Origin of the sequence: Pseudomonas sp. PI1 (assembly GCF_000812405.1) — a bacterium.
Taxonomy (GTDB): Bacteria; Pseudomonadota; Gammaproteobacteria; order Pseudomonadales; family Pseudomonadaceae; genus Pseudomonas; species Pseudomonas citronellolis.
Genome location: NZ_JWMC01000016.1, coordinates 14,449 through 40,509, shown reverse-complemented (window position 1 = coordinate 40,509; position 26,061 = coordinate 14,449). Strand labels below are relative to the sequence as shown.

The following is a 26,061-nucleotide window of genomic DNA, read 5'->3' as shown; positions in this document are numbered from 1 at the left end:
GCAAACGGCTGGAAGCGGGTATTGAACTGTATCTTCATACAGTGTTCCGGCTATAGTGGGACTTTCCTTCGCCCCGTCAGGACGACCGCCATGCCCCGCTGCTTCTGGTGCAACGACGACCCGCTGTACATCGCCTACCACGACGCCGAGTGGGGCGTGCCGCAGAGAGACCCGCAGGCGCTGTTCGAAATGCTGGTGCTCGAAGGCGCCCAGGCCGGGCTGTCGTGGATCACCGTGCTGCGCAAGCGCGAGCGCTACCGCGAGGTGCTGTTCGGTTTCGACCCCGAGCGCCTGGCGCGCATGAGCGACGAGGAGATCGAGCAGCGCATGCAGGATACGGGCATCATCCGCAACCTGGCCAAGCTCAAGGCCGCGCGGCAGAACGCCCGGGCCTGGCTGGAACTGCCCGAGCCGGTGGAATTCCTCTGGTCCTTCGTCGGCGGCCAGCCGAAGGTCAACCATTTCAGCGGCCGCGGCGACGTCCCGGCGGTGACGCCCGAGGCCGAGGCCATGAGCCGCGCACTGAAGAAGGCCGGCTTCACCTTCGTTGGGCCGACCATCTGCTACGCCTTCATGCAGGCCACGGGGATGGTGATGGACCACACCACCGATTGCGACCGCTACGCGGAGCTGTCCTGACTGCGGACGGAATTCGCTTCCACGCGCTCTTCGTAGGATGGGTTGAGCCTCGGCGAAACCCATGCGGCCATGGCGATGGGTATCGCTTCGCTCCACCCATCCTACGATCGTGAGCGGGCCCTGCCCGCGATTCGCGCGCAGGGCGCGCTCCTACATGGAAAGAAAAGGCATGGCCGGATCACCCGGTGCGTGGATTCAGGCTGTTTCTATCGCCCCCATTGCCGAGCGCCTTTCGCCTTCGCCCGTGCCCGCTGGTTAGAATGTGCGCATTCGGCTGAAGGAGCATTCCGTGGAGAAATTCAAAGGTGCCTTGGTGGTGGGTGGGCTGCGCCTGTTCGCCATGCTGCCCTGGCGGGCGGTGCAGGGGCTGGGGGCCGCCATCGGCTGGCTGATGTGGAAGCTGCCCAACCGCTCCCGCGAGGTGGCGCGCATCAACATCTCGCATTGCTTCCCCGAGCTGTCCGCCGCGGAGCTGGACAAGCTGCTGGGCCAGAGCCTGATGGACATCGGCAGGACCCTCACCGAGAGCGCCTGCGCCTGGATCTGGCCGCCGCAGAAGTCGCTGCAGTACATCCGCGAGGTCGAGGGCATGGAGGTGCTGGAAGAGGCCCTGGCCTCCGGCGACGGCCTGGTGGGCATCACCAGCCACCTGGGCAACTGGGAAGTGCTCAACCACTTCTACTGCTCCTACGCCAAGCCGATCATCTTCTACCGCCCGCCGAAGCTGAAGGCGGTGGACGATCTGCTGAAGAAGCAGCGCGTGCAGTTGGGCAACCGCGTGGCGCCGTCGACCCCCGAAGGCATCATCAGCGTGATCAAGGAAGTGCGGCGTGGCGGCTGCGTCGGCATCCCGTGCGACCCGGAACCGGACCTGGGCTCGGGGCTGTTCGTGCCCTACCTGGGCACCACCGCACTGACCAGCAAGTTCGTGCCCTCGCTGCTGTCGCGCGGCAAGGCGCGCGGGGTGTTCTTCCACGCGGTGCGCCTGCCCGACGGCAGCGGCTACAAGGTGATCCTCGAAGCCGCGCCGGCGGACATGTACGACAAGGACATGGAAGTCTCGGTCGCCGCCCTGAGCCGCGAGCTGGCCCGCTACGTGCGCGACTACCCGAGCCAGTACATGTGGACCATGAAGCGCTTCAAGAAGCGCCCGGAAGGCGAAGCCAGGTGGTATTGAACTGACATGTGGGGATTGCCGACTACCGCCACCGCGCCCTTCTGCCCTTCCGAGGTCAGGGGCAGCGTCGTCGTTTCGCCCAGCGCGCCGCTGTGGAAGCGCATCCTGCAGTTCGCCGGGCCGGGCCTGCTGGTGTCCATCGGCTACATGGACCCGGGCAACTGGGCCACGGCCATTGAGGCCGGTTCCGGCTTCGGCTACCAGCTGCTCTACGTGGTGCTGCTGTCCAGCCTCGCCGGCATGGTCCTGCAGTGCCTGGCCATGCGCCTGGGCATCGTCACCGGCCAGGACCTGGCGCAGCTCTCGCGGCAGCGCTACAGCCCGGCCATGGCCAAGGTCCAGTGGCTGCTGGCGGAGTTGTCGATCATCGCCACGGACCTGGCCGAGGTGCTCGGCTGCGCCCTGGCGTTCCACCTGCTGCTGGGGGTGAACCTCACCGGCGGCATCCTTCTCACCGCCCTCGACACCCTGATTGTCCTCGGCCTCAAGGGCCAGCGCTTCCGCCACCTGGAGGCGATCATGCTGGGGCTGATCGTCACCATCAGCGCCTGCTACGTGGTCGAGCTGGTGCTGATCAAGCCGTACTGGCCGGACGTCGCCGCCGGCTTCGTGCCCAGCCTGGACACCCTCGGCCAGCGCGAGCCGCTGTACCTGGCCATCGGCATCCTCGGCGCCACCGTGATGCCGCACAACCTCTACCTGCACTCCTCCATCGTGCAGACCCGCGCGGTGGCCGGCAGCCAGGGCAAGGCCTCGGCGATCCGCCTGGCGCGGCTGGACACCGTGGTCTCGCTGAGCCTGGCGCTGCTGATCAACGCCGCCATCCTGATCCTCGCCGCCGCGGCCTTCCACGAGACCGGGCACGCCGACGTCACCGAGATCCAGGACGCCTACCGCCTGCTCGAACCCCTGGTCGGCGCCGGCCTGGCCGCGATCCTCTTCGGCGTCGCTCTGCTCGCCTCCGGGCAGAGTTCCACCTTCACCGGCACCATCGCCGGCCAGGTGATCATGGAAGGCTTCCTGCAGATGAAGATTCCCTGCTGGCAGCGCCGCCTGATCACCCGCGCCCTGGCGCTGATCCCGGCGCTGCTGGGGGTGATGCTGATGGGCGACAGGGCGGTGGGCAAGCTGCTGGTGTTCAGCCAGGTGGTGCTCAGCCTGCAGCTGCCCTTCGCGCTCTGGCCGCTGATCCGCTTCACCAGCGACCGCGCGCTGATGGGCGAATTCGCTAACCGCTGGCCGACCCGCGTGCTGGCCTGGCTGCTGTTCGTGGTCATCAGCGGCGCCAACCTCTGGCTGCTGGGGCAACTGGCCGCTTGACCGGCGGCGGCGGATCGGGCCGACTATGCCGCTGACATTCCGGACGGATGCCGAGCATGGCGAATCAGAGGCAGTACCCGCGTACCCCGATGAAGTGCAGGATCAAGATCGTCCACCCCAGCTTCGGCGAGGTCATCGGCCACACCCGTGACCTCTCCGACGGCGGCGTCTACGTGCGCCACGCGGCCCTGGCCGGGCTTGCTCCCGGCACCCGCGTGCACGGCCAGGTGCAGGACCTGCCCATGGAAGCGCCGGTGCTGGAGATGGAAGTCATGCGCACCGACGCCGAGGGCGCCGGCCTGCGTTTCGTCGATTCCGACTGAGAGTGGCTACTGTGGTGGGCTGGGGAACCTGCTCTCTGACACCATAGGCGCGGATCTCATCCGCGAATCGCGCCGGGACGGCCGGCTATCGCGGACAAGGTCCGCTCCTACGGTGTGGATGGGCATGGCTTTTCGTAGGAGCGAGCTTGCTCGCGAAGGGTGTTCCGCCGGCAGGAATTGGCAGGGGTCCAAAGAACGCCCTCTCCCTAACCCTCTCCCTGAAGGGAGAGGGGACCGTTGGGCAGACGCTGATGTTATGGAGTCAGCCGGCTAGCACAGGGACTGCCGGCTGACACCAAATCTTCTCTCGGCACGGACAAGCTCCCTCTCCCTTCAGGGAGAGGGTTGGGGAGAGGGAGCGGAGCCAAGCCAACACACCGAAATCACAGTTGAGCACTGTTCGCGAGCAAGCTCGCTCCTGCAAAAAACCAGGCCCCCCCTCAACTCGCCTCGTTCACCGCGCTCAGGAAACACCGCGTCCGCTCATGCTGCGGATGCCCGAACAGCTGCTCCGGCGTCCCCTGTTCCAGGATGCTGCCCTGGTGGAAGAAGCACACCCGGTCGGCGAATTCGCGGGCGAAGCCCATCTGGTGGGTGACCATCAGCATGGTCAGGTTGTGCTCGGTGCCGAGCCGGCGCACCACGTTGAGCACTTCGCCGCACAGCTCCGGGTCCAGCGCCGAGGTCACCTCGTCGAACAGCATCACCTTCGGCCGCATGGCCAGGGCGCGGGCGATGGCCACGCGTTGCTGCTGGCCGCCGGAGAGCTGCGAGGGGTAGTGCTCCAGCTTGTTGCCCAGGCCGACCATCTCCAGCAGTTCCACGGCGCGCTCGCGGGCCTCGTCGCGGCGCATGCCCAGCACCTGCACCGGCGCTTCCATCACGTTCTTCAGCGCGCTCATGTGCGGGAACAGGTTGAAGCTCTGGAACACCATGCCGATCTTGCCGCGCACGCGGCGCACGTGGGCTTCCGAGGCGCGCACCGGCTCGCCGTTGCGCAACTGGTGGGTGAGCGGCTCGCCGTCCACCTCGATCGCCCCGCTGTCGATGCTCTCCAGGGTCATCAGGGCGCGCAGCAGGGTAGACTTGCCCGAGCCGCTGGGGCCGATGATGGCGACCTTCTCGTTGGCGCCTACTTCCAGGTCCAGGTGGTTCAGCACGCTGAAGCTGCCGTAGCTCTTGCACACGTCGCGGAAGCGCACCATCGGCTGGGCGGTCTGTGCCCGCGGGGCCTCGTCGGCCAGCGGCCGGGTGGTCATGGACAGGACGGTCATGGGGTTTCCTCCGGTGGGCGCTTTCATGGCAGTGCCGTGCGTTTTTCCACCTGGCGGACCACGCCGGCCAGGCTGATGCTGATGAGCAGGAAGAACACCCCGACCAGGGTGATCGGCTCCAGGTAGCGGAAGCTGTCGGAGCCGATGTTCTTGGCCTGCTGCATGATTTCCACCACGGTGATCGCCGAGAGCACCGGGGTGTCCTTGAACATGGCGATCAGGTAGTTGCCCAGGGCCGGCAGCACCGGGCGGATGGCCTGGGGCAGGATCACCTGGCGGTAGGCCCGCCACGGCGAGAAGTTCAGCGCCGTGACCGCCTCCCACTGCCCGCGCGGCACCGACTCCAGGCCGGCGCGGTAGACCTCGGCGGTGTAGCAGGCATAGTGCAGGGCGATGCCCAGGGTGCCGGCCACCAGCGAGGTCATGTTCAGCCCGTAGCTGGGCAGCACGTAGAACAGGAAGTACACCTGGATCAGCAGCGGCGTGCTGCGGATGAACTCGATCAGCCAGGCCGCCGGCCACGACAGCCAGAAGTGCCGGCTGCGCCGGGCCAGGGCGAAGAGCAGGCCGAAGACCACCGCCAGGGCGAAGCCGACCAGGGTGATGCCGATGGTCTTGAGCGAGGCGTGCAGCAGCTGCGGCAGGATCTGCCAGGCGAATTGCCAGTCGAACAACTTCATCACAGGCCTCCCCGGATGCGCCCATGCCCCAGCCGGCGTTCCAGGCGGCGCATGAGGAAGACGATGGCCTGGGCCATGGCGAAGTACAGCACCAGGGTCAGGGTGAAGATCTTCAGCGTCTCGAAGGTCGCCTGGTCCAGCTGGCGGGCGCGGAAGGTCAGGTCCGAGAGGGTGATCAGCGACACCAGCGAGGTGTTCTTCAGCAGCTCGATCAGCAGGTTGGTGCCCGGCGGTATGGCGCACAGCAGCGCCTGCGGCAGGATGATCCGGCGGAAGCGCGTGAACGGCGTCATGTTCAGCGCCAGCGCGGCCTCGTACTGCCCCTTGGGCACCGAGCCAATGGCCCCGCGCATCACCTCCGCGCCATAGGCGCCGATGTGCAGGCCCAGGCCGAGGATGGCCACCGTGTAGGCGCCCAGTTCCAGGTTGAACGGCGGCAGCGGCAGTACGAAGAACAGCCAGAACAGCTGCACCAGCAGCGAGGTGCCGCGGAACAGCTCGATGTAGCCGATGGCCAGCCAGCGCACCGCCGGCCACGGCGCCAGGCGGCCGAGGGCGGCGACTATGGCCAGCGCCACCGCCAGCAGCGAGCCGAAGAAGGTGACCTGGACGGTGACCCAGGCGCCCTCCAGCAGCAGTGGAAGCAATTCACCCATGTTGCGCATCCCGTATCGACAGGTTCGACGGAACGGCCGAGGGGGCGGGGCCCCCTGCGGTCACTGTTTGCAGAGCTCGGCGGCGCTCTTGTCGGTCAGGTTGGACTTGTCGAAGCCGAACGGCTTGACCGTCTGCAGGTGCTCGTCGCTGCCCAGCCACTTCTTCAGCTGCTGGTTCACCGCGTCGCGCAGGTCCTTGTCCTCCGGGCGGAAGGCCAGGGCGCCGTAGCCGATGTGCGCCGGGTCGTCCTTGAAGTCGGCGATGGCCTCGACGCTGTCGCCGCCCTTGGCCGCCAGGCCCTTCATGGTCAGTGCGGTGCCGACGCTGGCGTCGGCGCGGCCGGCGCGCACCGCCTGCAGTTGCGCGGTGGTGTCCGGGACCTGGACGATCTGCTCGTCGCTCACCCCCTCGGCGCGGGCGTAGCCCAGCTCGGCGGTGCCGGACATGATCGCCAGGCGCACGTCCGGGTTCTTCGCAACGTCGGCGTAGCTGTGCAGGTTTTTCGGGTTGCCCCGCGTCACCAGCAGGGTGTCGGGGATCTGGTAGTGCGGGTCGGTGAAGATCACCTGCTGGCAGCGCGGCGGGGTGATGTACATGCCCGCGGCGATCACGTCGAAGCGCCCGGCGCGCAGCCCGGGGATCAGCGCGCCCCACTCGGTGAGCACCGGTTCGACCTTCTTCACGCCCATGGCAGTGAACACCTTGGTGGCGATCTCCGGCGACTCGCCGGTGACCTTGCCGGAGGTCTCGGTGTAGGCGAAGGGCGCCTCGTTGGCGTAGCCGATGCGCACCGTGCCGGTGCTCTGGATGCGTTCCAGGGTGGTCTCGGCCTGGCTGGCGAAGCTGGCCGCAAGGCCCACCAGCAGGGTACAGGCCAGGCCCAGGCGATGGAGGGAACGGGGGGCGGTACTCATCTTCGGATCTCCTGATCTTCTCGTGCCGGCCTTGTTGTGGTGTTGGGACGCGGCGGTGGATGGCAGGTAGCGATGTCGTGCGACTGTTGTTCTTATGTTGGGACCCGCCGGGCGGGCCTTCCGAAGTACTGCCCCGACAGAGGGCATTGGTTGCGTTGCAGACTAAGCCGTCCAGCCTTGCGGCTGTTCCCGATCGGCGCCGTCGCGGCGGAAAAAACCGCCTGTCGCGACGCGCCCATCCGCGGCTTTTTTCTGCGCCGGCCCTGTGCCGCGGGGCGGCGGCATGGGCGGCTGGTCGGCCCGAGCATACAAAAGGCTTTCCGGCGTCGGAATTGCACTAGGACAATCCATGGAAATGCCCTGATCCATCACCCTGTGCCGAGGTCGAAGGGGAATGCCCATCATGCAAAGCTGGCGCCACGCGCTGGCCGGCCTGCGGGTCGGCGAATCCAAGTACAAGACGCTGGTCCAGGCCATCGCCACGGAAATCGAACAGGGCCGCCTGCACGACGGCCAGCGCCTGCCGCCGCAGCGCCAGGTGGCCGACGGCCTGGGCATCAGCGTGCAGACGGTGACCAACGCCTACAAGGAGCTGGAGCGCCAGGGCCTGGTGCGCTGCGAGGTGGGCCGCGGCAGCTTCGTCTCGCGGCGCATGACCGAGGGCGTGTCGCGCTACATGCTCGACCACCCCGAGCGCGCGCTGGTGGACTTCTCCATGGCCAGCATCGTCCACACCGACGAGCACGATCGCCTGTGGCAGGACACCTGCCGCCAGCTGGCGCAGGAGACGGACCAGCCGTGGATGCGCGCCTGCCGGCCGATCGCCGGCTTCGACGGCCACCGCGAGGCGGCGGCGCAGTGGCTGGCGCAACAGGGCCTGCGCTGCGAGCGCGACGACCTGCTGATCACCAACGGCGCCGCCCACGCCATCTTCATCGCCCTCGCCTCCCTGGCCGGGCCGGACGACGTGGTGCTCTGCGAGCAGCTCACCGACCATGGGGTGATCGGCAATTCCCAGGTGCTCGGCTTCACCCTGAAGGGCGTGGAGGTCGACCGCGAGGGCATCGACCCGGAGCACTTCGAAGACCTCTGCGCCAACGAGCGCATCACCGCGCTGGTGTGCACGCCCAACCTGAACAACCCCACCTCCAGCCTGATGAGCGACACCCGGCGCCGGGAGATCGCCGCCATCGCCCAGCGCTTCGGCGTCTACGTCATCGAGGACGACGTCTACGGCCCGCTGCTGGGCGAGGACCGCGCGCCGCCGCTGAGCCACTACCTGCCGGAGCTGTCGTTCTACTGCACCAGCTTCACCAAGAGCGTGCTCACCGGCCTGCGCATCGGCTACCTGGTGGTGCCGCGGCGCCTGGCCCTGCGCACCGAGAGCATCCTGCGGGTGAACAGCTGGATGGCCGCGCCGCTGCTGGCCGAGGTGGCCACCCGCTGGATCCACAACGGCAACGCCCAGGCTCTGGTGGAACGCCAGCGGCGCCTGCTGGCGGCGCGCCAGGCGCTGGTGGCCGAGCGCTTCGCCGAACACCTGTTGGGCCATGCGCCGCAGGCCCTGAGCTGCTGGATGGGCATTCCCGAGCACTGGGAGCTGGACAGCCTGGTGCGCGAGCTGCGCCACCGGCACATCGCCGTGACCTCGCCGGACCCCTTCATGGTCCGCGGCACGCCGCGGCCGCGCGCGGTGCGCCTGTGCATGGGCGCCGAATGCAGCGACGAACGCATGGCCCAGGCCCTGGACGACATGCGCGAGCTGTTCGAGCAGTACCCGAAGATCCACGATTTCTGAACGGGCCGCCGCCCCGTCCCCTTGTAGGAGCGCGCCCTGCGCGCGAATCGCGGGCAGGGCGCGCTCCAAATTACCGGGAAGTACGGTATTTCTCCCCGTAGGATGGGTCGAGCGAAGCGATACCCATCGCCCGTTACCACGACGAATGACAATCTCCACGACATCGTCCTAGTACATTCATCGCGACAATTTCCCGCTCATACACTCGGCCCGACTGCATTGTCGGGAGGCCGCCATGGCCAACGAGATCCCCCTGATCGAGCTGTACCGCGCCCGCCAGCGCATCCGCGGCCTGGTGCGGCAGACGCCGCTGGAGCATTCGCCCAGCCTCTCCGCGCTGCTGGGCGCGCCGGTGTACCTGAAGCTGGAGTCGCAGCAGATCACCGGCAGCTTCAAGTTGCGCGGCGCCAGCAACGCCATCGCCCAGCTGGACGACGCCCGGAAGGCCCGCGGGGTGGTCGCCGCCTCCACCGGCAACCACGGCCGCGCCCTCGCCCATGCCGCCCGCGTGCTGGGCGTGCCGGCCACCATCTGCCTGTCGCGCCTGGTGCCGGCGAACAAGGTCGAGGCGATCCGCGCCCTCGGCGCCGAGGTGCGCATCGTCGGCAACAGCCAGGACGACGCCCAGGCCGAGGCCGAGCGCATCGCCCGCGACCAGGGCGCGGCGCTGCTGCCGCCCTTCGACCACCCGCAGATCATCGCCGGCCAGGGCACCCTGGGCCTGGAAATCCTCGAACAGCTGCCGCAGGTGCGCCAGGTGCTGGTGCCGCTGTCCGGCGGCGGATTGTTCGGCGGCGTGGCTGTGGCGCTGAAGGCGGCCGACCCGTCGATCCGCCTGCACGGCATCAGCATGCGCCGCGGCGCGGCCATGGCCGCCAGCCTGGAAGCCGGCCAGCCCGTGGAAGTGGAAGAACTGCCGACCCTCGCCGACTCCCTCGGCGGCGGCATCGGCCTGGACAACCGCTACACCTTCGCCCTCGCCCGCGCCCACTGCGACGAGCTGCACCTGCTCGACGAGCCCGCCATCGCCGCCGGCATCCGCCACGCCTACCGCGAGGAACGCCAAGTGGTGGAAGGCGCCGCGGCGGTGGGCATCGCCGCGCTGCTGGAAGGCCGCATCGCCGCCGAAGGGCCGGTGGTGGTGGTCGTCAGCGGCCGCAACATCGCCATCGAACAACATCAACGCATCATCGAGGAAGACCTGCATGGCTGACGTCACCCTGCTCAGCGAAGCCGACCTGCGCGCCTGCGTGGCGCTGGACCATGAAAGCCTCGACGCCGTCGAGCAGGCCTTCCGCCTGCTGGCCACGGCGGCGGTGGCGATGCCGCCGATCCTGCGCCTGGACATCCCCGAGCACAACGGCGAGGTGGACGTGAAGACCGCCTACCTGCCGGGCCTGCCGCGCTTCGCCATCAAGGTCAGCCCGGGCTTCTTCGATAACCCCAAGCTCGGCCTGCCCAGCCTCAACGGCATGATGATGCTGCTGTCCGCGCATACCGGGCTGCTCGACGCCCTGCTGCTGGACAACGGCTACCTCACCGCCGTGCGCACCGCCTGCGCCGGCGCCGTGGCCGCCAAGTGGCTGGCCCGCGAGGACGCCCGCCGGGTGGCCATCCTCGGCGCCGGCGAGCAGGCGCGCCTGCAGCTCAAGGCGCTGTGCCTGGTGCGGCCGATCGAGGGCGCCAGCCTCTGGGCCCGCGACGCGGCCAAGGCGCGCCAGTGCGCCGCCGAGCTGAGCACCGCCCTGGGCATCCCGGTGGTCGCCTGTTCCAGCGTCGACGAAGCCCTGGAAGGCGCCGACATCGCCATCACCACCACGCCCAGCCGCGAGCCGCTGATCCGGAAGCGCCACCTGCGCCCGGGCCTGCACATCACCGCCATGGGCTCGGACGCCGAGCACAAGAACGAGATCGCCGCCGACGCGCTGGCGGCGCTGGACTGCTACGTCGCTGACCGCCTGAGCCAGACCCGCGTACTCGGCGAACTGCACCACGCCATCGAAGCCGGCCTGGTGGAGGCGGGCGCCGACTTCGCCGAACTCGGCCAGGTCATCGCCGGCCAGCGCCCGGGCCGCCGCAGCGCCCGGGACGTGACCCTCTGCGACCTTACCGGCACCGGCGCCCAGGACACCGCCATCGCCGGCCTGGCCTTCCAGCGCGCGCAGCGCATGGGCAAGGGGTTCCGCTTCAGCAGTTGAAGAGCACCCTCACCCTAGCCCTCTCCCGCAAGCGGGAGAGGGGACCCTTCGGTGCAGGATGAAGCCATGGCGTCAGCCGGCTCGGACTGCCCCCTCTCCCTCCGGGAGAGGGCTGGGGTGAGGGGGAAACACAGGCATGGGCTCTCCGGAGAGGGCCCGACAATGACTTCACCCAGAGGATTTCCGCATGCCCGAAATCGTCGTCAACCTCCCCTTCGCGCGGGAGGAATACGCCCAGCGCCTGGCCAAGGTCCGCGCCAGCATGCAGCAGCGCGGCATCGAGCTGCTGCTGGTCAGCGACCCGTCGAACATGGCCTGGCTCACCGGCTACGATGGCTGGTCCTTCTACGTGCACCAGTGCGTGCTGCTGGCGCTGGACGGCGAGCCGGTGTGGTTCGGCCGCGGCCAGGACGCCAACGGCGCGCGGCGCACCGTGTTCATGCAGGCCGACAACATCGTCGGCTACCCCGACCACTACGTGCAGTCCACCGAGCGCCACCCGATGGACTACCTGGCCCGCGAGGTCATCGCCGCGCGGGGCTGGGAAGCGCTGGCCATCGGCGTGGAGATGGACAACTACTACTTCAGCGCCGCCGCCTTCCGCTCGCTGCAGGCCCACCTGCCGCAGGCGCGCTTCGTCGACGCCACCGCGCTGGTCAACTGGCAGCGCGCGGTGAAATCCCCGCGCGAGATCGAATACATGCGCATCGCCGCGCGCATCGTCGAGAAGATGCACGCGCACATCCTCGAACGCATCGAGCCGGGCATGCGCAAGAACGAACTGGTGGCGGAGATCTACAGCACCGGCATCCTCGGCGCCGACGGCCACGGCGGCGACTACCCGGCCATCGTCCCGCTGCTGCCCACCGGCGCCGACGCCAGCGCGCCGCACCTGACCTGGGACGACACGCCCTTCCAGCGCGGCGCCGGCACCTTCTTCGAGATCGCCGGCTGCTACAAGCGCTACCACTGCCCGCTGTCGCGCACCGTCTACCTGGGCAAGCCGCCACAGCACTTCCTCGACGCGGAAAAGGCCGTGGTCGAAGGCATCGCCGCCGGGCTGGAGGCAGCCAAGCCGGGCAACACCACCGGCGACATCGCCCGTGCCTTCTTCGGCGTGCTGCAGAAGTTCGGCATCCACAAGGACAGCCGCTGCGGCTACCCCATCGGCATCAGCTACCCGCCGGACTGGGGCGAACGCACCATGAGCCTGCGCCCCAGCGACGAGAGCGTGCTGCAACCGGGCATGACCTTCCACTTCATGCCCGGCCTGTGGATGGACGACTGGGGCCTGGAGATCACCGAAAGCATCCTGATCACCGACGGCGGCGTGCAGACCCTCTGCGACTACCCGCGCCAACTGTTCGTCAAGGAGTGAGGCGATGACACTGCCACTGGATAAAGGGCTGCGCGACAACCCCATCGCCGCCAGCGTCGACTTCGAGCGCGACGGCGTGCAGCACGGCCACCTCAAGCTGCCCTACTCCCGCGACGACTCGGCCTGGGGCGCGGTGATGATCCCCGTCTGCGTGGTGAAGAACGGCGCGGGCCCCACCGCGCTGCTCACCGGCGGCAACCACGGCGACGAGTACGAAGGCCCGGTGGCGCTCAGCCGCCTGGCCCAGGAACTGCGCGCCGAGGACATCCGCGGCCGGGTGATCATCGTGCCCTTCATGAACACCCCGGCCTTCCTCGCCGGCAAGCGCACCTCGCCGATCGACGCCGGCAACCTCAACCGCAGCTTCCCCGGCCGTCCGGATGGCACGGTGACGCAGAAGATCGCCGACTACTTCCAGCGCACCCTGCTGCCGCTGGCCGACGTGGTGCTGGACATCCACTCCGGCGGCCGCACCCTCGACTTCCTGCCCTTCGCCGCCTGCCACGTGCTGCCGGACAAGGCCCAGCAGGAAGGCTGCGAGGCGCTGATGCGGGCGTTTTCCGCGCCCTACGCCATGCGCATGCTGGAGCTGGACGCGGTGGGCATGTACGACAGCGCCGCCGAGGAACAGGGCAAGCTGTTCGTCACCACCGAACTGGGCGGCGGCGGCAGCAGCACCGCGCGCAGCGTGGCCATCGCCCGCCGCGGCGTGCGCAACGTGCTGGTGCAGGCCGGCATCCTGCGCGGCGAGGTCGAGCAGGCGCCTTCGGTGATGCTCGACATGCCCGACGGCGACTGCTTCGTCGCCAGCGAACACAACGGCCTGCTGGAGATGTGCCGCGACCTGGGCGAGCGCGTGGAGCGCGGCGAGGTGCTGGCGCGGGTGCACGACCTGCTGCGCACCGGCGCCGCGCCGGTGGAGTACCGCGCCAGGCGCAGCGGCATCCTCGCCGCGCGGCACTTCCCCGGCCTGGTACAGAGCGGCGACACCCTGGTGGTGGTCGCCGAGGTGCTGGACTGATGCGCGCGCCACGGCGCCGGAGGTGGCGATGACCAAGCTCGACCGCTACGACCTGAAGATCCTGCGCATCCTCGCCGGTGACGGGCGCATCACCAAGTCCAGCCTGGCCGAGGCCATCAACCTCTCGGTCAGCCCGGCCTGGGAGCGCGTGCGCAAGCTGGAGGAGGCCGGCCTGATCAAGGGCTACCGCGCGCAGATCGACTGGCCGGCATTGTTCCGCCAGCAGCAGGTGCTGGTGGAAATCACCCTGGGCCGGCACACGGCCCAGGACATGCGCCGCTTCGAACAGCGCCTGCAGCAGGCGCCGGAAGTGGGCTTCTGCTACGCCACCGGCGGCGGGGTGGACTACATCGCGATGATCCAGGCCCGGGACATCGACCATTACCAGCGCTTCATCGACCAGTTGCTGCTGGAGGACCTGGGGATCGAGCGGTATTTCACCTACATCGTTACCAAGGTGATCAAGACGTTGGATGCGGCGGTGCCGGCGGAGGCGCTGGAAGGCGCCTGATGCCGCGCTGTTTTCTTTTCGTAGGAGCGAGCTTGCTCGCGAACGGGCGCCTACCGGTGGCTTCGGTATAATGGCTTGGCTCCGCCCCCTCTCCCCAACCCTCTCCCTGAAGGGAGAGGGGGCTTGTCCGTGCCGAGAGAAGTAATGATTTCAGCCGGAAACCACTGGCGCTGCCGACTAACTCAGGAATACCCACGCACTCCGAACGGTCCCCTCTCCCTTCAGGGAGAGGGTTAGGGAGAGGGCGCTCTCAATCCCAGCACCCACGACTCCCGGCAAAACTCCATTCGCAAGCAAGCCCGCCCCTACAACACCCCCCCACTGCACAAAAAACACCCAAAAAAACCTGACTCCAGGTTCAATCTCCTATAGAATGCGCCCCGCTCGGCACAGGGCCGGGCATGGGTTCCCTCACCCCATCGACGAAAAAGGATCCAGCATGTCGGCGCTTTCCCCGGCGGCTCGGCGCGGCGCTTTGGCCGGCCTGGTCGTCTTCCACCTCCTCGTCATCATCGCCAGCAACTACCTGGTGCAACTGCCCATGACCCTGTTCGGCTGGCAGACCACCTGGGGCGCGTTCAGCTTCCCGTTCATCTTCCTGGCCACCGACCTCACCGTGCGCCTGCTCGGCAAGAGCCCGGCGCGGCGCGTCATCGCCCGGGTGATGCTGCCGGCGCTGCTGGCTTCCTACGGGGTCTCGGTGCTGTTCCAGGATGGCGGCTACCGCGGCTTCGCCGCGCTGGGCGAGTTCAACACCTTCGTCGCGCGCATCGCCCTGGCCAGCTTCCTGGCCTACGTGCTCGGCCAGTTCCTCGACATCCAGGTGTTCGACCGCCTGCGCCGGCTGCGCCAGTGGTGGATCGCCCCGGTGGTGTCGACGCTGTTCGGCAACCTGCTGGACACCTTCGCCTTCTTCTCCATCGCCTTCTGGCGCAGCGACAACCCCTTCATGGCGCAGCACTGGGTGGAGATCGCCACGGTGGACTACGGCGTCAAGCTGGCGGTCATGCTGATCCTCTTCGTGCCGCTCTACGGCGTGCTGCTGCGCGCCATTCTCCAGGGACTGGGCCGGCGCTCCGCCAGCGCCTGCTGAGGCGGGCGAAAAACCCGAAGCCGGCGGCGCATCTGCGGAAAGAATTGCCGCCGCCGCCCCGCCCTTAGGAAAAAACCGCCACGGCGCTCCCCCTAGGATGGTCCCCATGCCACCTGCAAGGAGACGCCGTCATGTCCTACGCCCATCCCCTGCTCTTCAAGTCGCTGTGCTACGTCAACGGCCAGTGGCTGCACAGCGCCAGCGGCGCCAGCATCGCCGTGGAGAACCCGGCCAACCGCGAAATCATCGGCCACGTGCCGCTGCTCGAGCGCGAGCAGATAGTCGCCGCGGTGGATGCCGCCGCCGCGGCCTTCCCGGCCTGGCGCAAGTTGTCCCTGGACCGGCGCGCCGCGCCCCTGCTGCGTTGGGCCGAGCTGATCCGCCAGCACCGCGAGGACCTGGCGCAGATCCTTTCCCTGGAACAGGGCAAGCCCCTGGCCGAGGCCCGCGGCGAGATCGACTACGCCGCCAGCTTCATCCCCTGGTTCGCCGAACAGGCCCGGCGCCTGGACGGCCGCAACATCCCCAGCCACATCCCCGGCGCCCACCTGGGCACGGTGATGGAGCCGGTGGGCGTGGCCGTGTTGTTGACCCCCTGGAACTTCCCCTCGGCGATGATCACCCGCAAGGCCGCCGCCGCCCTGGCCGCCGGCTGCACGGTGGTGGTCAAGCCGGCCCACGAGACGCCCTACTCGGCCTTCGCCCTGGCCCAGCTGGCCGAGGAGGCCGGGCTGCCCGCCGGCGCCTTCAACGTGGTGCTGGGCGAACCGCAGATGACCATGGAAACCCTGGTGCAGGACAGCCGCGTGCGCGCAGTGAGCTTCACCGGCTCGACCCGCGTCGGCAAGCTGGTGCTGCAGGCCGCCGCCCAGGACGTGAAGAAGGTGGCGCTGGAGCTGGGCGGCAACGCGCCCTTCATCGTGCTGCCCGACGCCGACCTGGAGCAGGCGGTGAAATTCGCCATCGACGCCAAGTTCCAGACCTCCGGCCAGGACTGCTGCGCGGCCAACCGCCTGCTGGTCGCCCGCGAACTCTACGAGCCCTTCCTCAAGCGCTTCGCCGCCGCCGTGCGCGAACTGCGCGTGGGCCCGGCCAGCGACCCGCGCAGCGACATCGGCCCGCTGATGCACCAGGCGGCCTTCGACGCCACCTGCGAGCGCGTGCGCGATGCCATCGACCAAGGCGCGCGCCTGCTGGCCGGCGGCGAACCCCATGCCCTGGGCGGCTGGTTCCACCAGCCGACGCTGCTGGCCGACGTCACCCCGGCCATGCGCATCTGGCGCGAGGAGAACTTCGCGCCCATCGCCGGGGTGATGGCCTACGACGACCTGGAGCAGGCCGTCGAACTGGCCAACGATAGCGAATACGGCCTGGCCGCCTACATTTGTGGGCAGCGCCTCGACCAGGTGTGGCCGCTGATGCGCCGCCTGGAGTTCGCCATGGTCGCGGTGAACGGCGCCAGGTTCACCGGCCACCCCATCCCCTTCGGCGGCATGAAGGCCTCGGGCCTGGGCCGCGAGGGCGGCAGCGAGGGCTTCGAGCCCTTCGTCGAGACCAAGTACTTCTGCCTGCACCACGGCGCCATCTGAGGAGAACACCGCCATGACCGACTACGCCAAGCTGTTCGAACAGGACCGTGCGCACTTCATGCACCCCTCCACCCACGCCCACGACCACGCCAGCGGCGCCCTGCCCGGGCGCATCATCACCGGCGCCTCGGGCGTGCGCATCCGCGACCACCAGGGCCGCGAGCTGCTGGACGCCTTCGCCGGGCTGTACTGCGTGAACATCGGCTACGGCCGTACCGAGGTGGCCGACGCCATCCATGAGCAGGCCAAGCAGCTGGCCTACTACCACACCTACGTCGGCCACGCGTCCGAGGCGATCATCGAGCTGTCCGCGCGGATCATCCGCGACTGGGCGCCGGCGGGCATGAAGAAGGTCTACTACGGCCTCTCCGGCTCCGACGCCAACGAAACCCAGGTCAAGCTGGTGCGCTACTACAACAACGTGCTGGGTCGCCCGCAGAAGAAGAAGATCATCTCGCGCCAGCGCGGCTACCACGGCTCGGGCATCGTCACCGGCAGCCTCACCGGACTGGCCAGCTTCCACCAGCACTTCGACCTGCCGGTGGAAGGCGTCAAACACACCCTCTGCCCGCACTTCTACAAGGCCCCGGCGGGCATGGACGAGGCGGCCTTCGTGCGCCACTGCGCCCAGGAGCTGGAGAACCTGATCCTCGCCGAGGGCCCGGACACCGTGGCGGCCTTCATCGGCGAGCCGGTGATGGGCACCGGCGGCATCATCGTCCCGCCCAAGGGCTACTGGGAGGCGATCCAGGCGGTGCTGGCGAAGTACGACGTGCTGCTGATCGCCGACGAGGTGGTCTGCGCCTTCGGCCGCCTCGGCGACAAGATGGGCAGCCAGCGCCATGCCATGCGCCCGGACCTGATCACCACCGCCAAGGGCCTGACCAGCGCCTATGCGCCGCTGTCCGCGGTGATCGTCGGCGAGAAGGTCTGGGACGTGATCGACAGCGCCTCTACCCGCGAGGGCGCCATGGGCCACGGCTGGACCTATTCCGGCCACCCGATCTGCGCGGCGGCGGCGCTGGCCAACCTGGACATCCTCGAGCGCGAGAACATCACCGCCAACGCGGCGGACGTCGGCGGCTACCTCAACCAGCAGCTGCGCCAGGCCTTCGAAGGCCACCCGCTGGTGGGCGAGGTGCGCGGCGACGGCATGCTGGCGGCGCTGGAGTTCATGGCCGACCGCGAGGCGCGCACGCCCTTCGATCCGGCGCTGAAGGTGGGCCCGAAGGTCTCGGCGGCGTGCCTGGAGCGCGGCATGATCGCCCGCGCCATGCCCCACGGCGACATCCTCGGCTTCGCCCCGCCGCTGGTGCTGAGCCGCGCCGAGGCGGACGAGGTGGTGGGCATCGCCAAGGCCGCGGTGGATGCGGTGGCGGTGGAGGTGCTTTGAGGTCATGGCAATGGCGTACAACCGCGAACGGTTGTACGCCCTACGCTCAGCTGCTTTTCGTAGGATGGGTTGAGCTTGCGAAACCCATCGGGCGGGGGTGATGGGTATCGCTTCGCTCAACCCATCCTACAACGGCGTCTCGTCTGCACCTGTAGGAGCGCGCCCTGCGCGCGAATCGCGGGCAGGGCCCGCTCCTACAAGGTGTCGCGGATTCAGCCGCCCTTGGCCTTGTCCAGCTTGCGCAGGAACACGGTCATTTCCTTCTCCGCCTGCTTGTCGCCATGGGCCTGGGCCGCGGCCAGGCCGTCGGTCCAGGCGGCGCGGGCGCCTTCGGCATCGCCCTGGGCCTGCAGGGCCTTGCCCAGCAGCTTCCAGGCGGCGGAATACTTCGGGTCCTGCTCCACGCAGCGGCGCAAGTGTTCGGCGGCCTTCGCCGCATCGCCGGCGTCCAGGTAGCCCTTGCCCAGGCCGAAGCGCAGCAGCGGGTTGTCCATGCCTTTGGCGAGAAGTTTTTCGAGGGATTGAGGGTCGGTCATAGGGCTGGGGGCTGGGGGCTGGGGGCTGGAAGCTGGAAGCTGGAAGCTGGAAGCTGGAAGCGAACAGAATGCGGTGCCGTCGTGGTATGTCAAGCTCTTGCCTACAGCCTACAGCCTACAGCCTACAGCCTACAGCCTACAGCCTACAGCCTACAGCCTACAGCCTACAGCCTAGAAGAACGTCAGACCGGCCTGGAACAGCCGCTCGACGTCACGGATGCGTTTCTTGTCGACCACGAAGAGGATCACGTGGTCGCCGGATTCCACCACGGTGTCGCCGTGGGCGATCAGCACTTCCTCGTCGCGGATCACCGCGCCTATGGTGGTGCCCGGCGGCAGGTGCACCTCGCCGATGCGCTTGCCGATCACCTTGCTCGACTTGGCGTCGCCGTGGGCCACCACCTCGATGGCCTCGGCCGCGCCGCGGCGCAGCGAGTGCACGCTCTCGATGTCGCCGCGGCGCACGTGGGTCAGCAGGGTGCCGATGGTGGCCAGCTGCGGGCTGATGGCGATGTCGATCTCGCCGCCCTGCACCAGGTCGACGTAGGCCGGGTTGTTGATCAGCGTCATCACCTTGCGCGCGCCCAGGCGCTTGGCCAGCAGCGAGGACATGATGTTGGCCTCGTCGTCGTTGGTCAGGGCCAGGAACAGGTCGGTCTCGTTGATGTTCTCTTCCAGCAGCAGGTCGCGGTCCGAGGCGCTGCCCTGGAGCACGATGGTGCTGTCGAGGTTGTCCGACAGGTGCCGGCAGCGCGCCGGGTTCATCTCGATGATCTTCACCTGGTAGCGGTTCTCGATGGCCTCGGCCAGGCGCTCACCGATGTTGCCGCCGCCGGCGATGATGATCCGCTTGTAGTTCTCCTCCAGCCGGCGCATCTCGCCCATCACCGCGCGGATGTGGGCCTTGGCGGCGATGAAGAACACCTCGTCGTCGGCCTCGATGACGGTGTCGCCCTGGGGGATGATCGGCCGGTTGCGCCGGTAGATCGCCGCCACGCGGGTGTCCGCGTTGGGCATGTGCTCGCGCAGCTGACGCAACTCCTGGCCCACCAGCGGGCCGCCGTAGTGGGCCTTGATGCCCACCAGCTGGGCCTTGCCCTCGGCGAAGTCGATCACCTGCAAGGAGCCGGGGTATTCCACCAGGCGCTTGATGTAGTTGGTCACCACCTGCTCGGGGCTGATCAGCACGTCCACCGGGATGGCCTCGTTGTCGAACAGGCCGGTGCGCGTCAGGTAGGCCGCCTCGCGCACCCGGGCGATGCGCGTCGGCGTGTTGAACAGGGTGTAGGCCACCTGGCAGGCGACCATGTTCACCTCGTCGCTGTTGGTCACCGCCACCAGCATGTCGGCGTCGTCGGCGCCGGCCTGGCGCAGCACGGTGGGGAACGAGGCCTTGCCGTGCACGGTGCGGATGTCCAGGCGGTCGTTGAGGTCGCGCAGGCGCTGGGCGTCGGTGTCGACCACGGTGATGTCGTTGGCTTCGCTGGCCAGGTGCTCGGCCAGGGTGCCGCCGACCTGGCCGGCGCCGAGGATGATGATCTTCATGGGGTCGCGCTCGTCCGTGCAGTGCTAGCGGGCTGAGATCTTGATGAGCTTGGCATAGTAGAAACCGTCGTGCCCGCCCTCTTGCGGCAGCAGCTGGCGCCCGTGGGCCTGCTTCAGGCCCCAGGGCCCGGCCAGGTCCAGCTCGCGGGCACCGGGGGTGCGGGCGAGGAAGGCGGCGATGGATTCGCGGTTCTCCTGGGGCATCACCGAACAGGTGGCGTAGAGCAGGATGCCGCCGACTTCCAGGGTTGGCCACAGCGCGTCGAGCAGCTCGCCCTGCAACTGCGCCAGGGCCGGGATGTCCTCGGCGGCGCGGGTCAGCTTGATGTCCGGGTGCCGGCGGATCACCCCGGTGGCCGAGCAGGGCGCGTCCAGCAGGATGCGCTGGAACGGCTTGCCGTCCCACCAGGCGACGGTATCGCGACCGTCGGCGGCGACCAGCGTGGCATCTAGCCGCAGGCGCTGCAGGTTCTCGCGCACGCGCACCAGGCGACTTTCTTCCAGGTCCACGCCCAGCACGCCGGCCAGGCCCGGTTCGGCCTCCAGCAGGTGGCAGGTCTTGCCGCCGGGGGCGCAGCAGGCGTCGAGCACGCGCTGGCCGGGGACGAGTTCGAGCAGGTCGGCGGCCAGTTGCGCGGCCTCGTCCTGCACGCTCACGCGGCCTTCGGCGAAGCCCGGCAGCTCGCGCACGTCGCAGGGCTGGGCCAGCTGGATGCCGTCGCGGCTGTAGGCGCAGGGCGCGGCCTCGATGCCGGCGGCCTGCAGTTCGGCCAGGTAGGCGTCACGGCTGCCCTGGCGGCGGTTCACCCGCAGGGTCATCGGCGGGTGGGCGTTGTTCGCCGCGCAAACGGCTTCGAACTGCTCCGGCCAGGCCTGCTTCAGCGCCTTCTGCAGCCAGCGCGGGTGGGCCAGGCGCGCGGCCGGGTCGCGGTCGACGTCGGCCAGCAGCACTTCGCCCTCGCGCTGGGCGCGGCGCAGCACGGCGTTGAGCAGGCCCTTGGCCCAGGACTTCTTCAGCTTGTCGGCGCAGCCGACGGTCTCGCCGATGGCCGCGTGGGGCGGAATGCGGGTGTAGAGCAGCTGGTACAGGCCGACCAGCAGCAGCGCCTCGACGTCGCGGTCGCCGGCCTTGAACGGCTTCTGCAGCAGGCGCGCGGCCAGGGCCGCCAGGCGCGGCTGCCAGCGCGCGGCGCCGAAGGCCAGTTCCTGGGTCAGGCCGCGGTCGCGCGGGGCCACCAGCTCCAGCTGCGGCGGCAGCGAGCTGCCCAGCGAGGCGCGGCCGGCGAGCACGGCGGCCAGCGCGCGGGCCGCGGCGAGGCGGGGGCTGAGGCTCATTGGCCGAGCACCAGGCCGGTGGCGAACTGCTCGCGGCGGCTGTTGAACAGGTCGGCGAAGGCCAGCGGCTTGCCGCCGGGCAGCTGCACGCGGGTCAGCAGCAGGCTGCCTTCGCCGCAGCCCACCAGCAGGCCGTCACGGCTGGCGCCGAGGATTTTCCCCGGCTCGCCCCTGCCCTCGCCCAGGCGCGCGGCCCAGACCTTCAGCGGCTCGCCGTTCAGGGTGGTGTGGCACACCGGCCAGGGATCGAAGGCGCGCACGGCGCGCTCCAGTTCCACGGAGGGGCGGCTCCAGTCGAGCTTCGCCTCGTCCTTGCTGAGCTTGTGCGCGTAGGTGGCCAGGGCGTCGTCCTGCACCTCGCCCTTGAGCGTACCGGCGGCCAGGCCGGCGATGGCCTCGACCACCGCCGGCGGGCCCAGGCGCGCCAGGCGGTCGTGCAGGCTGCCGCCGGTGTCTTCGGCGGAAATCGGCGTGCTTACCTTGAGCAGCATCGGCCCGGTGTCCAGGCCCGCTTCCATCTGCATCACGGTTACGCCGCTTTCCGCATCGCCGGCCTGCACAGCGCGCTGGATCGGCGCGGCGCCACGCCAGCGCGGCAGCAGCGAGGCATGGCTGTTGATGCAGCCCAGGCGCGGGATGTCCAGCACCGCCTGGGGCAGGATCAGGCCATAGGCGACCACCACCATCAGGTCCGGCTGCAGCGCGGCCAACTCGGCCTGGGCTTCGGGATTGCGCAGGGTCGGCGGCTGCAGCACCGGCAGGCCGTGCTGCGCGGCGAGCTGCTTGACCGGGCTGGGCATCAGCTTCTGGCCGCGGCCGGCCGGGCGGTCCGGCTGGGTGTAGACGGCGACGATCTGGTGCGGCGTATCGAGCAGGGCCTTGAGGTGCTCGGCGGCGAATTCCGGGGTCCCGGCGAAGACGATGCGCAATGCTTGGCTCATGCGTAGGCTCGCTTAAAGAAAAAAGGCTTGCCGGGGCAAGCCTTTGGGGAGGAGGGTGTCAGGCGCGCTGGCGGTGCTGCTTTTCCAGCTTCTTCTTGATCCGGTCGCGCTTGAGGTTGGACAGGTAGTCGACGAACAGCTTGCCGTTCAGGTGGTCGCACTCATGCTGGATGCACACCGCCAGCAGGCCCTCGGCGATTTCCTCGAAGGCCTTGCCGTCGCGGTCCAGCGCCTTGACGCGCACCCGCAGCGGGCGGTCGACGTTCTCGTAGAAGCCGGGCACCGACAGGCAACCCTCCTGGTATTCGCCCATCTCTTGCGTGAGCGGCTCCAGTTCCGGGTTGATGAACACGCGCGGCTCGGACTTGTCCTCGGACAGGTCCATCACCACCACGCGCTTGTGTACGTTCACCTGGGTGGCGGCCAGGCCGATGCCGGGCGCCTCGTACATGGTTTCGAACATGTCGTCGACCAGTTGGCGCACGCTATCGTCGACCACCTCGACAGGCTTGGCGATCGTGCGCAGGCGCGGATCGGGGAATTCGAGGATGTTCAGAATGGCCATATGCGTTTGTGATGCACTTGTGGAATAAAGTAAAAATCGGCTGCTAATATGCCGAGCAGCATCGAAAAACCCTGGAAGGCCCGGTAGGGGCGGCTTTCCGGCGTTTCATGTGTATACATAATAAAGGGATTCACCGCATGAGGAAAACACTACTCGCCGTGCTGCTGCTGGCGGCAGGAAGCATGGCGCAGGGTGCCGTGGAACTCAGGGACGGCCACCCGGACCGCTATACGGTGGTCAAGGGCGACACCCTCTGGGACATCTCCGGCAAGTTCCTGAGCAAGCCCTGGAAGTGGCCGGAGATCTGGCAGGTGAATCCGCAGATTCGCAACCCGCACCTGATCTACCCCGGCGACGTCCTCAGCCTGGTGTACATCGACGGCCAGCCGCGCCTGGTGCTCAACCGCGGCGCCTCCCACGGCACCATCAAGCTGTCGCCCAAGGTGCGCAGCACGCCCATGGCCGAGGCGGTGCCGACCATCCCGCTGGACAAGATCAACGCCTTCCTGCTGTCCAACCGCATCGTCGACAGCGAGGGTGACTTCAGCAACGCCCCCTACATGGTCGCCGGCGATGCCGAGCGCGTGGTCAGCGGCGCCGGCGACCGCGCCTACGCCCGCGGCGACTCCCTGGCCGAGGAAGGCAGCTACGGCATCTTCCGCCAGGGCAAGATCTACTCCGACCCGGACACCAAGGAAGTCCTCGGCGTCGACGCCATGGACGTCGGCAGCGCCCGGGTGATCGCCAAGGAAGACGACATCGCCACCCTCAACCTGACGCGCACCACCCAGGAAGTGCGGCCGGGCGACCGCCTGTTCCCCACCGAGGAACGCGCGGTGACCTCGATCTTCATGCCCAGCGAGCCGAAGACGCCGATCAAGGGCAGCATCATCGACGTGCCGCGCGGCGTCACCCAGATCGGCAAGTACGACGTGGTGACCATCGACAAGGGCAGCCGCGATGGTCTGGAGGAGGGCAACGTGCTGGCCATCTACAAGCTCGGCGAGACGGTGCGCGACCGCGTCAGCGGTGATCTGGTGAAGATCCCTGACGAGCGCTCCGGGCTGGTGATGATCTTCCGTACCTACAACCGTCTCAGCTACGGCCTGGTGCTTACCGCCAACCGTTCGCTGGAAGTGCAGGACAAGGTGCGCAATCCCTGATCGGCGCGCCTGTATGAAGAACCCCGCCACGGCGGGGTTCTTCGTTTCTGCCGGCCGTATCTTCCGAAGCGTCCGGCAGGCGTCAGCCGGCGGACGCGGCATAGTCGGGGTTCCCGCCAACGCGCCAAGGACTGCCGTCATGCCCCGCCAACCCTCCCCCGCCGAACTGGAAGCCCGCCTGCGCCTGCACGCCCTGCCCGAACTGGGGCCGCGGCGCTTCGCCGCCCTGCTGGCGGCCTTCGGCAGCGCCTCCGCCGCCCTCAGCGCGCCCGCCGCGGCCTGGCGTTCCCTCGGGCTGCCGGCGGCCAGCGCCGAGGCGCGGCGCAGCGAAACGACACGCCAGGCAGCGGCCGAGGCTCTGCGCTGGCTGGAAGGGCCCGAGCGGCACCTGCTGATGTGGGACGCCGAGGACTACCCCGCGCTGCTGGCGGAGCTGAGCGATGCGCCGCCGCTGCTGTTCGTCGAGGGCGCCCGCGCGGCCCTGGGCCGGCCGCAACTGGCGGTGGTCGGCAGCCGCCGCGCCAGCCGCCCTGGGCTGGACACCGCCCGCGCCTTCGCCCGCAGCCTGGCCGGCGGCGGCTTCGCCATCACCAGCGGGCTGGCTTTGGGCATCGACGGCGCCGCCCACGAAGGCGCGTTGGAGGCCGGTGGCGTCACCCTGGCGGTGCTCGGCACTGGCCTGCAATGCCTGTACCCGCGTCGGCACCTGGGGCTGGCGCGGCGCATCGTCGAGGGCGGCGGCGCGCTGCTGTCCGAACTGCCGCTGGACTGCCCGCCGCGGCCGGACAACTTCCCGCGGCGCAACCGCATCATCAGCGGCCTGTCCCTGGGTGTGCTGGTGGTGGAGGCCAGCCCGGCCAGCGGCTCGCTGATCACCGCGCGGCTGGCCGCCGAGCAGGGCCGCGAGGTCTATGCCATTCCCGGTTCCATCCACCATCCCGGCGCACGCGGCTGCCACGAGCTGATCCGCCAGGGCGCCACCCTGGTGGAGCGCATCGACGACATCCTCGAAGGCCTGAGCGGCTGGACCGCCGAAGCACCCGCCAGCGAACCGGCCCCGCTGCCACAGGCGCACCCATTGCTGGACCTGCTGCGCGCCGCCCCGCAGGGCAGCGAGGCGCTGGCCGCCGGCAGCGGCTGGGCGCTGCCGCAGGTGCTGGCGGCGCTGACCGAGCTGGAACTGGAGGGCAAGGTGGCCTGCGAGGCCGGCGTCTGGGTGCATCGCGGCGGCTGAGCACGTAAACTGCCGCGCAATCGTTATTTCCCCGGAGTTTGCCGATGATCAGCAGCTGGCGTGTGCAGCGTGTGGCCAGGATAGTGCGCGAGGGCGGCGTCATCGCCTACCCGACCGAAGCCGTCTGGGGCCTGGGCTGCGACCCCTGGAACGAGGATGCCGTCTACCGCCTGCTGGCCATCAAGGCGCGGCCGGTGGAGAAGGGCCTGATCCTGGTGGCCGACAACATCCGCCAGTTCGACTTCCTGCTCGCCGACCTGCCGCAGGAATGGCAGGACCGCCTGGGCGCCACCTGGCCGGGCCCGAACACCTGGCTGGTGCCGCACCAGGGACGCCTGCCGGAGTGGATCACCGGCCAGCACGACAGCGTGGCCCTGCGCGTCAGCGAACACCCGCTGGTGCGCGAACTCTGCGCGCTGACCGGCCCGCTGGTGTCCACCTCGGCCAACCTCGCCGGGCGCCCGGCGGCGCGCTCGCGGCTGCGGGTGGAGCAGTACTTCCGCGGCGAGCTGGACGGCGTGCTCGACGGCAAGCTCGGCGGCCGGCGCAACCCCAGCGTGATCCGCGACCTGGTCACCGGCCGGACCGTGCGCCCGGCCTGAGAGGCTCTTCGTAGGAGCGAGGGGGGCGCCTAGCTCTTGCTCGCGAACAGTGCTCAGCTGTGACTTCGGTGTTTTAGTTTGGCTCCACTCCCTCTCCCCAACCCTCTCCCTGAAGGGAGAGGGGGCTGTCCGTGCCGAGAAATGGTATGGCGCCAGCCGAAAACCTCGCGGTAGC

At 68.9% G+C, this 26,061-nt stretch carries 25 protein-coding genes; 16 read left to right on the top strand and 9 right to left on the bottom strand.

Going from position 1 to position 26,061, the window contains the following annotated elements; translation table 11 throughout:
• Window positions 1-90: 90 nt before the first annotated feature.
• The 4 genes from RN02_RS07420 (at window position 91) to RN02_RS07405 (ending at window position 3,459) form a co-directional block, all read left to right on the top strand.
• Window positions 91-639, top strand: coding sequence for a DNA-3-methyladenine glycosylase I (locus RN02_RS07420; RefSeq protein WP_043313923.1), 549 nt, complete (start codon window positions 91-93; stop codon window positions 637-639).
• Window positions 640-928: 289 nt separating this feature from the next.
• Window positions 929-1,816: a lysophospholipid acyltransferase gene (locus RN02_RS07415; RefSeq protein ID WP_043313922.1), complete on the top strand. Its 888-nt coding sequence runs from the start codon at window positions 929-931 to the stop codon at window positions 1,814-1,816.
• Between the two features lie 6 nt (window positions 1,817-1,822).
• A complete protein-coding gene (locus RN02_RS07410) occupies window positions 1,823-3,136 on the top strand; it encodes an Nramp family divalent metal transporter (RefSeq protein ID WP_043313920.1) in 1,314 nt (437 codons plus the stop codon).
• Between the two features lie 56 nt (window positions 3,137-3,192).
• On the top strand, window positions 3,193-3,459 hold the full coding sequence (locus tag RN02_RS07405) for a PilZ domain-containing protein (protein WP_009614462.1): 267 nt from the start codon (window positions 3,193-3,195) through the stop codon (window positions 3,457-3,459).
• A gap of 440 nt (window positions 3,460-3,899) precedes the next feature.
• Here RN02_RS07405 and ehuA read toward each other — a convergent pair whose 3' ends face one another.
• The 4 genes from ehuA to ehuB are packed head-to-tail and all read right to left on the bottom strand — an operon-like array spanning window position 3,900 to window position 6,984.
• Window positions 3,900-4,733 carry an ectoine/hydroxyectoine ABC transporter ATP-binding protein EhuA gene (gene ehuA, locus RN02_RS07400; RefSeq protein WP_052267672.1) on the bottom strand — a complete coding sequence of 278 codons (834 nt, stop codon included), beginning with the start codon at window positions 4,731-4,733 and terminating at the stop codon, window positions 3,900-3,902.
• A 23-nt stretch (window positions 4,734-4,756) separates the two neighbouring features.
• Window positions 4,757-5,413, bottom strand: a complete 657-nt coding sequence (gene ehuD / locus RN02_RS07395) for an ectoine/hydroxyectoine ABC transporter permease subunit EhuD (protein WP_009614464.1) — start codon at window positions 5,411-5,413, stop codon at window positions 4,757-4,759.
• On the bottom strand, window positions 5,413-6,069 hold the full coding sequence (gene ehuC, locus RN02_RS07390) for an ectoine/hydroxyectoine ABC transporter permease subunit EhuC (RefSeq protein ID WP_009614465.1): 657 nt from the start codon (window positions 6,067-6,069) through the stop codon (window positions 5,413-5,415). The genes ehuD and ehuC overlap by 1 nt, the downstream gene beginning before the upstream one ends.
• 60 nt (window positions 6,070-6,129) lie before the next feature.
• Window positions 6,130-6,984 carry an ectoine/hydroxyectoine ABC transporter substrate-binding protein EhuB gene (gene ehuB / locus RN02_RS07385; protein WP_043313917.1) on the bottom strand — a complete coding sequence of 285 codons (855 nt, stop codon included), beginning with the start codon at window positions 6,982-6,984 and terminating at the stop codon, window positions 6,130-6,132.
• 403 nt (window positions 6,985-7,387) lie between these two features.
• Between ehuB and ehuR the strand changes: the two genes are divergently transcribed.
• From ehuR to RN02_RS07340, 9 genes are all read left to right on the top strand, one after another.
• The gene (gene ehuR / locus RN02_RS07380; RefSeq protein WP_043313951.1) at window positions 7,388-8,782 is read left to right on the top strand and encodes a MocR-like ectoine utilization transcription factor EhuR; all 1,395 of its coding nucleotides are present in this window, start codon (window positions 7,388-7,390) and stop codon (window positions 8,780-8,782) included.
• A gap of 235 nt (window positions 8,783-9,017) precedes the next feature.
• Window positions 9,018-9,995: a hydroxyectoine utilization dehydratase EutB gene (gene eutB, locus RN02_RS07375; RefSeq protein ID WP_043313916.1), complete on the top strand. Its 978-nt coding sequence runs from the start codon at window positions 9,018-9,020 to the stop codon at window positions 9,993-9,995.
• Window positions 9,988-10,980 carry a cyclodeaminase gene (locus tag RN02_RS07370; RefSeq protein WP_043313914.1) on the top strand — a complete coding sequence of 331 codons (993 nt, stop codon included), beginning with the start codon at window positions 9,988-9,990 and terminating at the stop codon, window positions 10,978-10,980. The genes eutB and RN02_RS07370 overlap by 8 nt, the downstream gene beginning before the upstream one ends.
• Before the next feature lie 187 nt (window positions 10,981-11,167).
• Window positions 11,168-12,358, top strand: coding sequence for an ectoine hydrolase DoeA (doeA, locus tag RN02_RS07365; RefSeq protein WP_043313912.1), 1,191 nt, complete (start codon window positions 11,168-11,170; stop codon window positions 12,356-12,358).
• Window positions 12,359-12,362: 4 nt separating this feature from the next.
• Entirely contained in the window at window positions 12,363-13,379 is a 1,017-nt protein-coding gene (gene doeB, locus RN02_RS07360; protein ID WP_043313910.1) for a N(2)-acetyl-L-2,4-diaminobutanoate deacetylase DoeB, read from the top strand.
• A 28-nt stretch (window positions 13,380-13,407) separates the two neighbouring features.
• The gene (locus RN02_RS07355; protein WP_009614475.1) at window positions 13,408-13,890 is read left to right on the top strand and encodes an Lrp/AsnC family transcriptional regulator; all 483 of its coding nucleotides are present in this window, start codon (window positions 13,408-13,410) and stop codon (window positions 13,888-13,890) included.
• A 439-nt stretch (window positions 13,891-14,329) separates the two neighbouring features.
• The gene (locus RN02_RS07350; protein ID WP_009614477.1) at window positions 14,330-14,983 is read left to right on the top strand and encodes a 7-cyano-7-deazaguanine/7-aminomethyl-7-deazaguanine transporter; all 654 of its coding nucleotides are present in this window, start codon (window positions 14,330-14,332) and stop codon (window positions 14,981-14,983) included.
• A gap of 131 nt (window positions 14,984-15,114) precedes the next feature.
• Entirely contained in the window at window positions 15,115-16,572 is a 1,458-nt protein-coding gene (locus RN02_RS07345) for an NAD-dependent succinate-semialdehyde dehydrogenase (RefSeq protein ID WP_043313908.1), read from the top strand.
• A gap of 13 nt (window positions 16,573-16,585) precedes the next feature.
• Window positions 16,586-17,965, top strand: coding sequence for an aspartate aminotransferase family protein (locus RN02_RS07340; RefSeq protein ID WP_043313906.1), 1,380 nt, complete (start codon window positions 16,586-16,588; stop codon window positions 17,963-17,965).
• 212 nt (window positions 17,966-18,177) lie between these two features.
• Here RN02_RS07340 and RN02_RS07335 read toward each other — a convergent pair whose 3' ends face one another.
• From RN02_RS07335 to def, 5 genes are all read right to left on the bottom strand, one after another.
• Window positions 18,178-18,501 carry a tetratricopeptide repeat protein gene (locus RN02_RS07335; protein ID WP_043313904.1) on the bottom strand — a complete coding sequence of 108 codons (324 nt, stop codon included), beginning with the start codon at window positions 18,499-18,501 and terminating at the stop codon, window positions 18,178-18,180.
• Window positions 18,502-18,672: 171 nt separating this feature from the next.
• A complete protein-coding gene (trkA, locus tag RN02_RS07330) occupies window positions 18,673-20,046 on the bottom strand; it encodes a Trk system potassium transporter TrkA (RefSeq protein WP_009614484.1) in 1,374 nt (457 codons plus the stop codon).
• Between the two features lie 24 nt (window positions 20,047-20,070).
• Window positions 20,071-21,381, bottom strand: a complete 1,311-nt coding sequence (gene rsmB, locus RN02_RS07325; RefSeq protein ID WP_043313903.1) for a 16S rRNA (cytosine(967)-C(5))-methyltransferase RsmB — start codon at window positions 21,379-21,381, stop codon at window positions 20,071-20,073.
• Complete coding sequence (fmt, locus tag RN02_RS07320; protein ID WP_043313901.1) at window positions 21,378-22,322, bottom strand: methionyl-tRNA formyltransferase; 945 nt, start codon at window positions 22,320-22,322, stop codon at window positions 21,378-21,380. Before fmt ends, rsmB begins: the two co-directional genes overlap by 4 nt.
• A gap of 58 nt (window positions 22,323-22,380) precedes the next feature.
• Complete coding sequence (def, locus tag RN02_RS07315) at window positions 22,381-22,887, bottom strand: peptide deformylase (RefSeq protein WP_009614487.1); 507 nt, start codon at window positions 22,885-22,887, stop codon at window positions 22,381-22,383.
• A 137-nt stretch (window positions 22,888-23,024) separates the two neighbouring features.
• Between def and RN02_RS07310 the strand changes: the two genes are divergently transcribed.
• From RN02_RS07310 to RN02_RS07300, 3 genes are all read left to right on the top strand, one after another.
• Window positions 23,025-24,050 (top strand): LysM peptidoglycan-binding domain-containing protein, encoded by a 1,026-nt coding sequence (locus tag RN02_RS07310; RefSeq protein ID WP_009614488.1) that lies wholly within the window; start codon window positions 23,025-23,027, stop codon window positions 24,048-24,050.
• 139 nt (window positions 24,051-24,189) lie between these two features.
• Window positions 24,190-25,284, top strand: a complete 1,095-nt coding sequence (dprA, locus tag RN02_RS07305) for a DNA-processing protein DprA (protein WP_043313899.1) — start codon at window positions 24,190-24,192, stop codon at window positions 25,282-25,284.
• A gap of 44 nt (window positions 25,285-25,328) precedes the next feature.
• A complete protein-coding gene (locus RN02_RS07300; protein WP_043313897.1) occupies window positions 25,329-25,886 on the top strand; it encodes an L-threonylcarbamoyladenylate synthase in 558 nt (185 codons plus the stop codon).
• Window positions 25,887-26,061 lie beyond the last annotated feature (175 nt).

What these genes read in the sequence shown, in the direction of transcription:
- RN02_RS07420 (WP_043313923.1), top strand. Translation starts at nt 91, where the DNA reads ATGCCCCGCTGCTTCTGGTGCAACGACGACCCGCTGTACATCGCCTAC.
- RN02_RS07410 (WP_043313920.1), top strand. Translation starts at nt 1,823, where the DNA reads ATGTGGGGATTGCCGACTACCGCCACCGCGCCCTTCTGCCCTTCCGAG.
- RN02_RS07405 (WP_009614462.1), top strand. Translation starts at nt 3,193, where the DNA reads ATGGCGAATCAGAGGCAGTACCCGCGTACCCCGATGAAGTGCAGGATC.
- ehuA (WP_052267672.1), bottom strand. Translation starts at nt 4,733, where the DNA reads ATGACCGTCCTGTCCATGACCACCCGGCCGCTGGCCGACGAGGCCCCG.
- ehuD (WP_009614464.1), bottom strand. Translation starts at nt 5,413, where the DNA reads ATGAAGTTGTTCGACTGGCAATTCGCCTGGCAGATCCTGCCGCAGCTG.
- ehuC (WP_009614465.1), bottom strand. Translation starts at nt 6,069, where the DNA reads ATGGGTGAATTGCTTCCACTGCTGCTGGAGGGCGCCTGGGTCACCGTC.
- ehuB (WP_043313917.1), bottom strand. Translation starts at nt 6,984, where the DNA reads ATGAGTACCGCCCCCCGTTCCCTCCATCGCCTGGGCCTGGCCTGTACC.
- ehuR (WP_043313951.1), top strand. Translation starts at nt 7,388, where the DNA reads ATGCAAAGCTGGCGCCACGCGCTGGCCGGCCTGCGGGTCGGCGAATCC.
- eutB (WP_043313916.1), top strand. Translation starts at nt 9,018, where the DNA reads ATGGCCAACGAGATCCCCCTGATCGAGCTGTACCGCGCCCGCCAGCGC.
- RN02_RS07370 (WP_043313914.1), top strand. Translation starts at nt 9,988, where the DNA reads ATGGCTGACGTCACCCTGCTCAGCGAAGCCGACCTGCGCGCCTGCGTG.
- doeA (WP_043313912.1), top strand. Translation starts at nt 11,168, where the DNA reads ATGCCCGAAATCGTCGTCAACCTCCCCTTCGCGCGGGAGGAATACGCC.
- doeB (WP_043313910.1), top strand. Translation starts at nt 12,363, where the DNA reads ATGACACTGCCACTGGATAAAGGGCTGCGCGACAACCCCATCGCCGCC.
- RN02_RS07355 (WP_009614475.1), top strand. Translation starts at nt 13,408, where the DNA reads ATGACCAAGCTCGACCGCTACGACCTGAAGATCCTGCGCATCCTCGCC.
- RN02_RS07350 (WP_009614477.1), top strand. Translation starts at nt 14,330, where the DNA reads ATGTCGGCGCTTTCCCCGGCGGCTCGGCGCGGCGCTTTGGCCGGCCTG.
- RN02_RS07345 (WP_043313908.1), top strand. Translation starts at nt 15,115, where the DNA reads ATGTCCTACGCCCATCCCCTGCTCTTCAAGTCGCTGTGCTACGTCAAC.
- RN02_RS07340 (WP_043313906.1), top strand. Translation starts at nt 16,586, where the DNA reads ATGACCGACTACGCCAAGCTGTTCGAACAGGACCGTGCGCACTTCATG.
- RN02_RS07335 (WP_043313904.1), bottom strand. Translation starts at nt 18,501, where the DNA reads ATGACCGACCCTCAATCCCTCGAAAAACTTCTCGCCAAAGGCATGGAC.
- trkA (WP_009614484.1), bottom strand. Translation starts at nt 20,046, where the DNA reads ATGAAGATCATCATCCTCGGCGCCGGCCAGGTCGGCGGCACCCTGGCC.
- rsmB (WP_043313903.1), bottom strand. Translation starts at nt 21,381, where the DNA reads ATGAGCCTCAGCCCCCGCCTCGCCGCGGCCCGCGCGCTGGCCGCCGTG.
- fmt (WP_043313901.1), bottom strand. Translation starts at nt 22,322, where the DNA reads ATGAGCCAAGCATTGCGCATCGTCTTCGCCGGGACCCCGGAATTCGCC.
- def (WP_009614487.1), bottom strand. Translation starts at nt 22,887, where the DNA reads ATGGCCATTCTGAACATCCTCGAATTCCCCGATCCGCGCCTGCGCACG.
- RN02_RS07310 (WP_009614488.1), top strand. Translation starts at nt 23,025, where the DNA reads ATGAGGAAAACACTACTCGCCGTGCTGCTGCTGGCGGCAGGAAGCATG.
- dprA (WP_043313899.1), top strand. Translation starts at nt 24,190, where the DNA reads ATGCCCCGCCAACCCTCCCCCGCCGAACTGGAAGCCCGCCTGCGCCTG.
- RN02_RS07300 (WP_043313897.1), top strand. Translation starts at nt 25,329, where the DNA reads ATGATCAGCAGCTGGCGTGTGCAGCGTGTGGCCAGGATAGTGCGCGAG.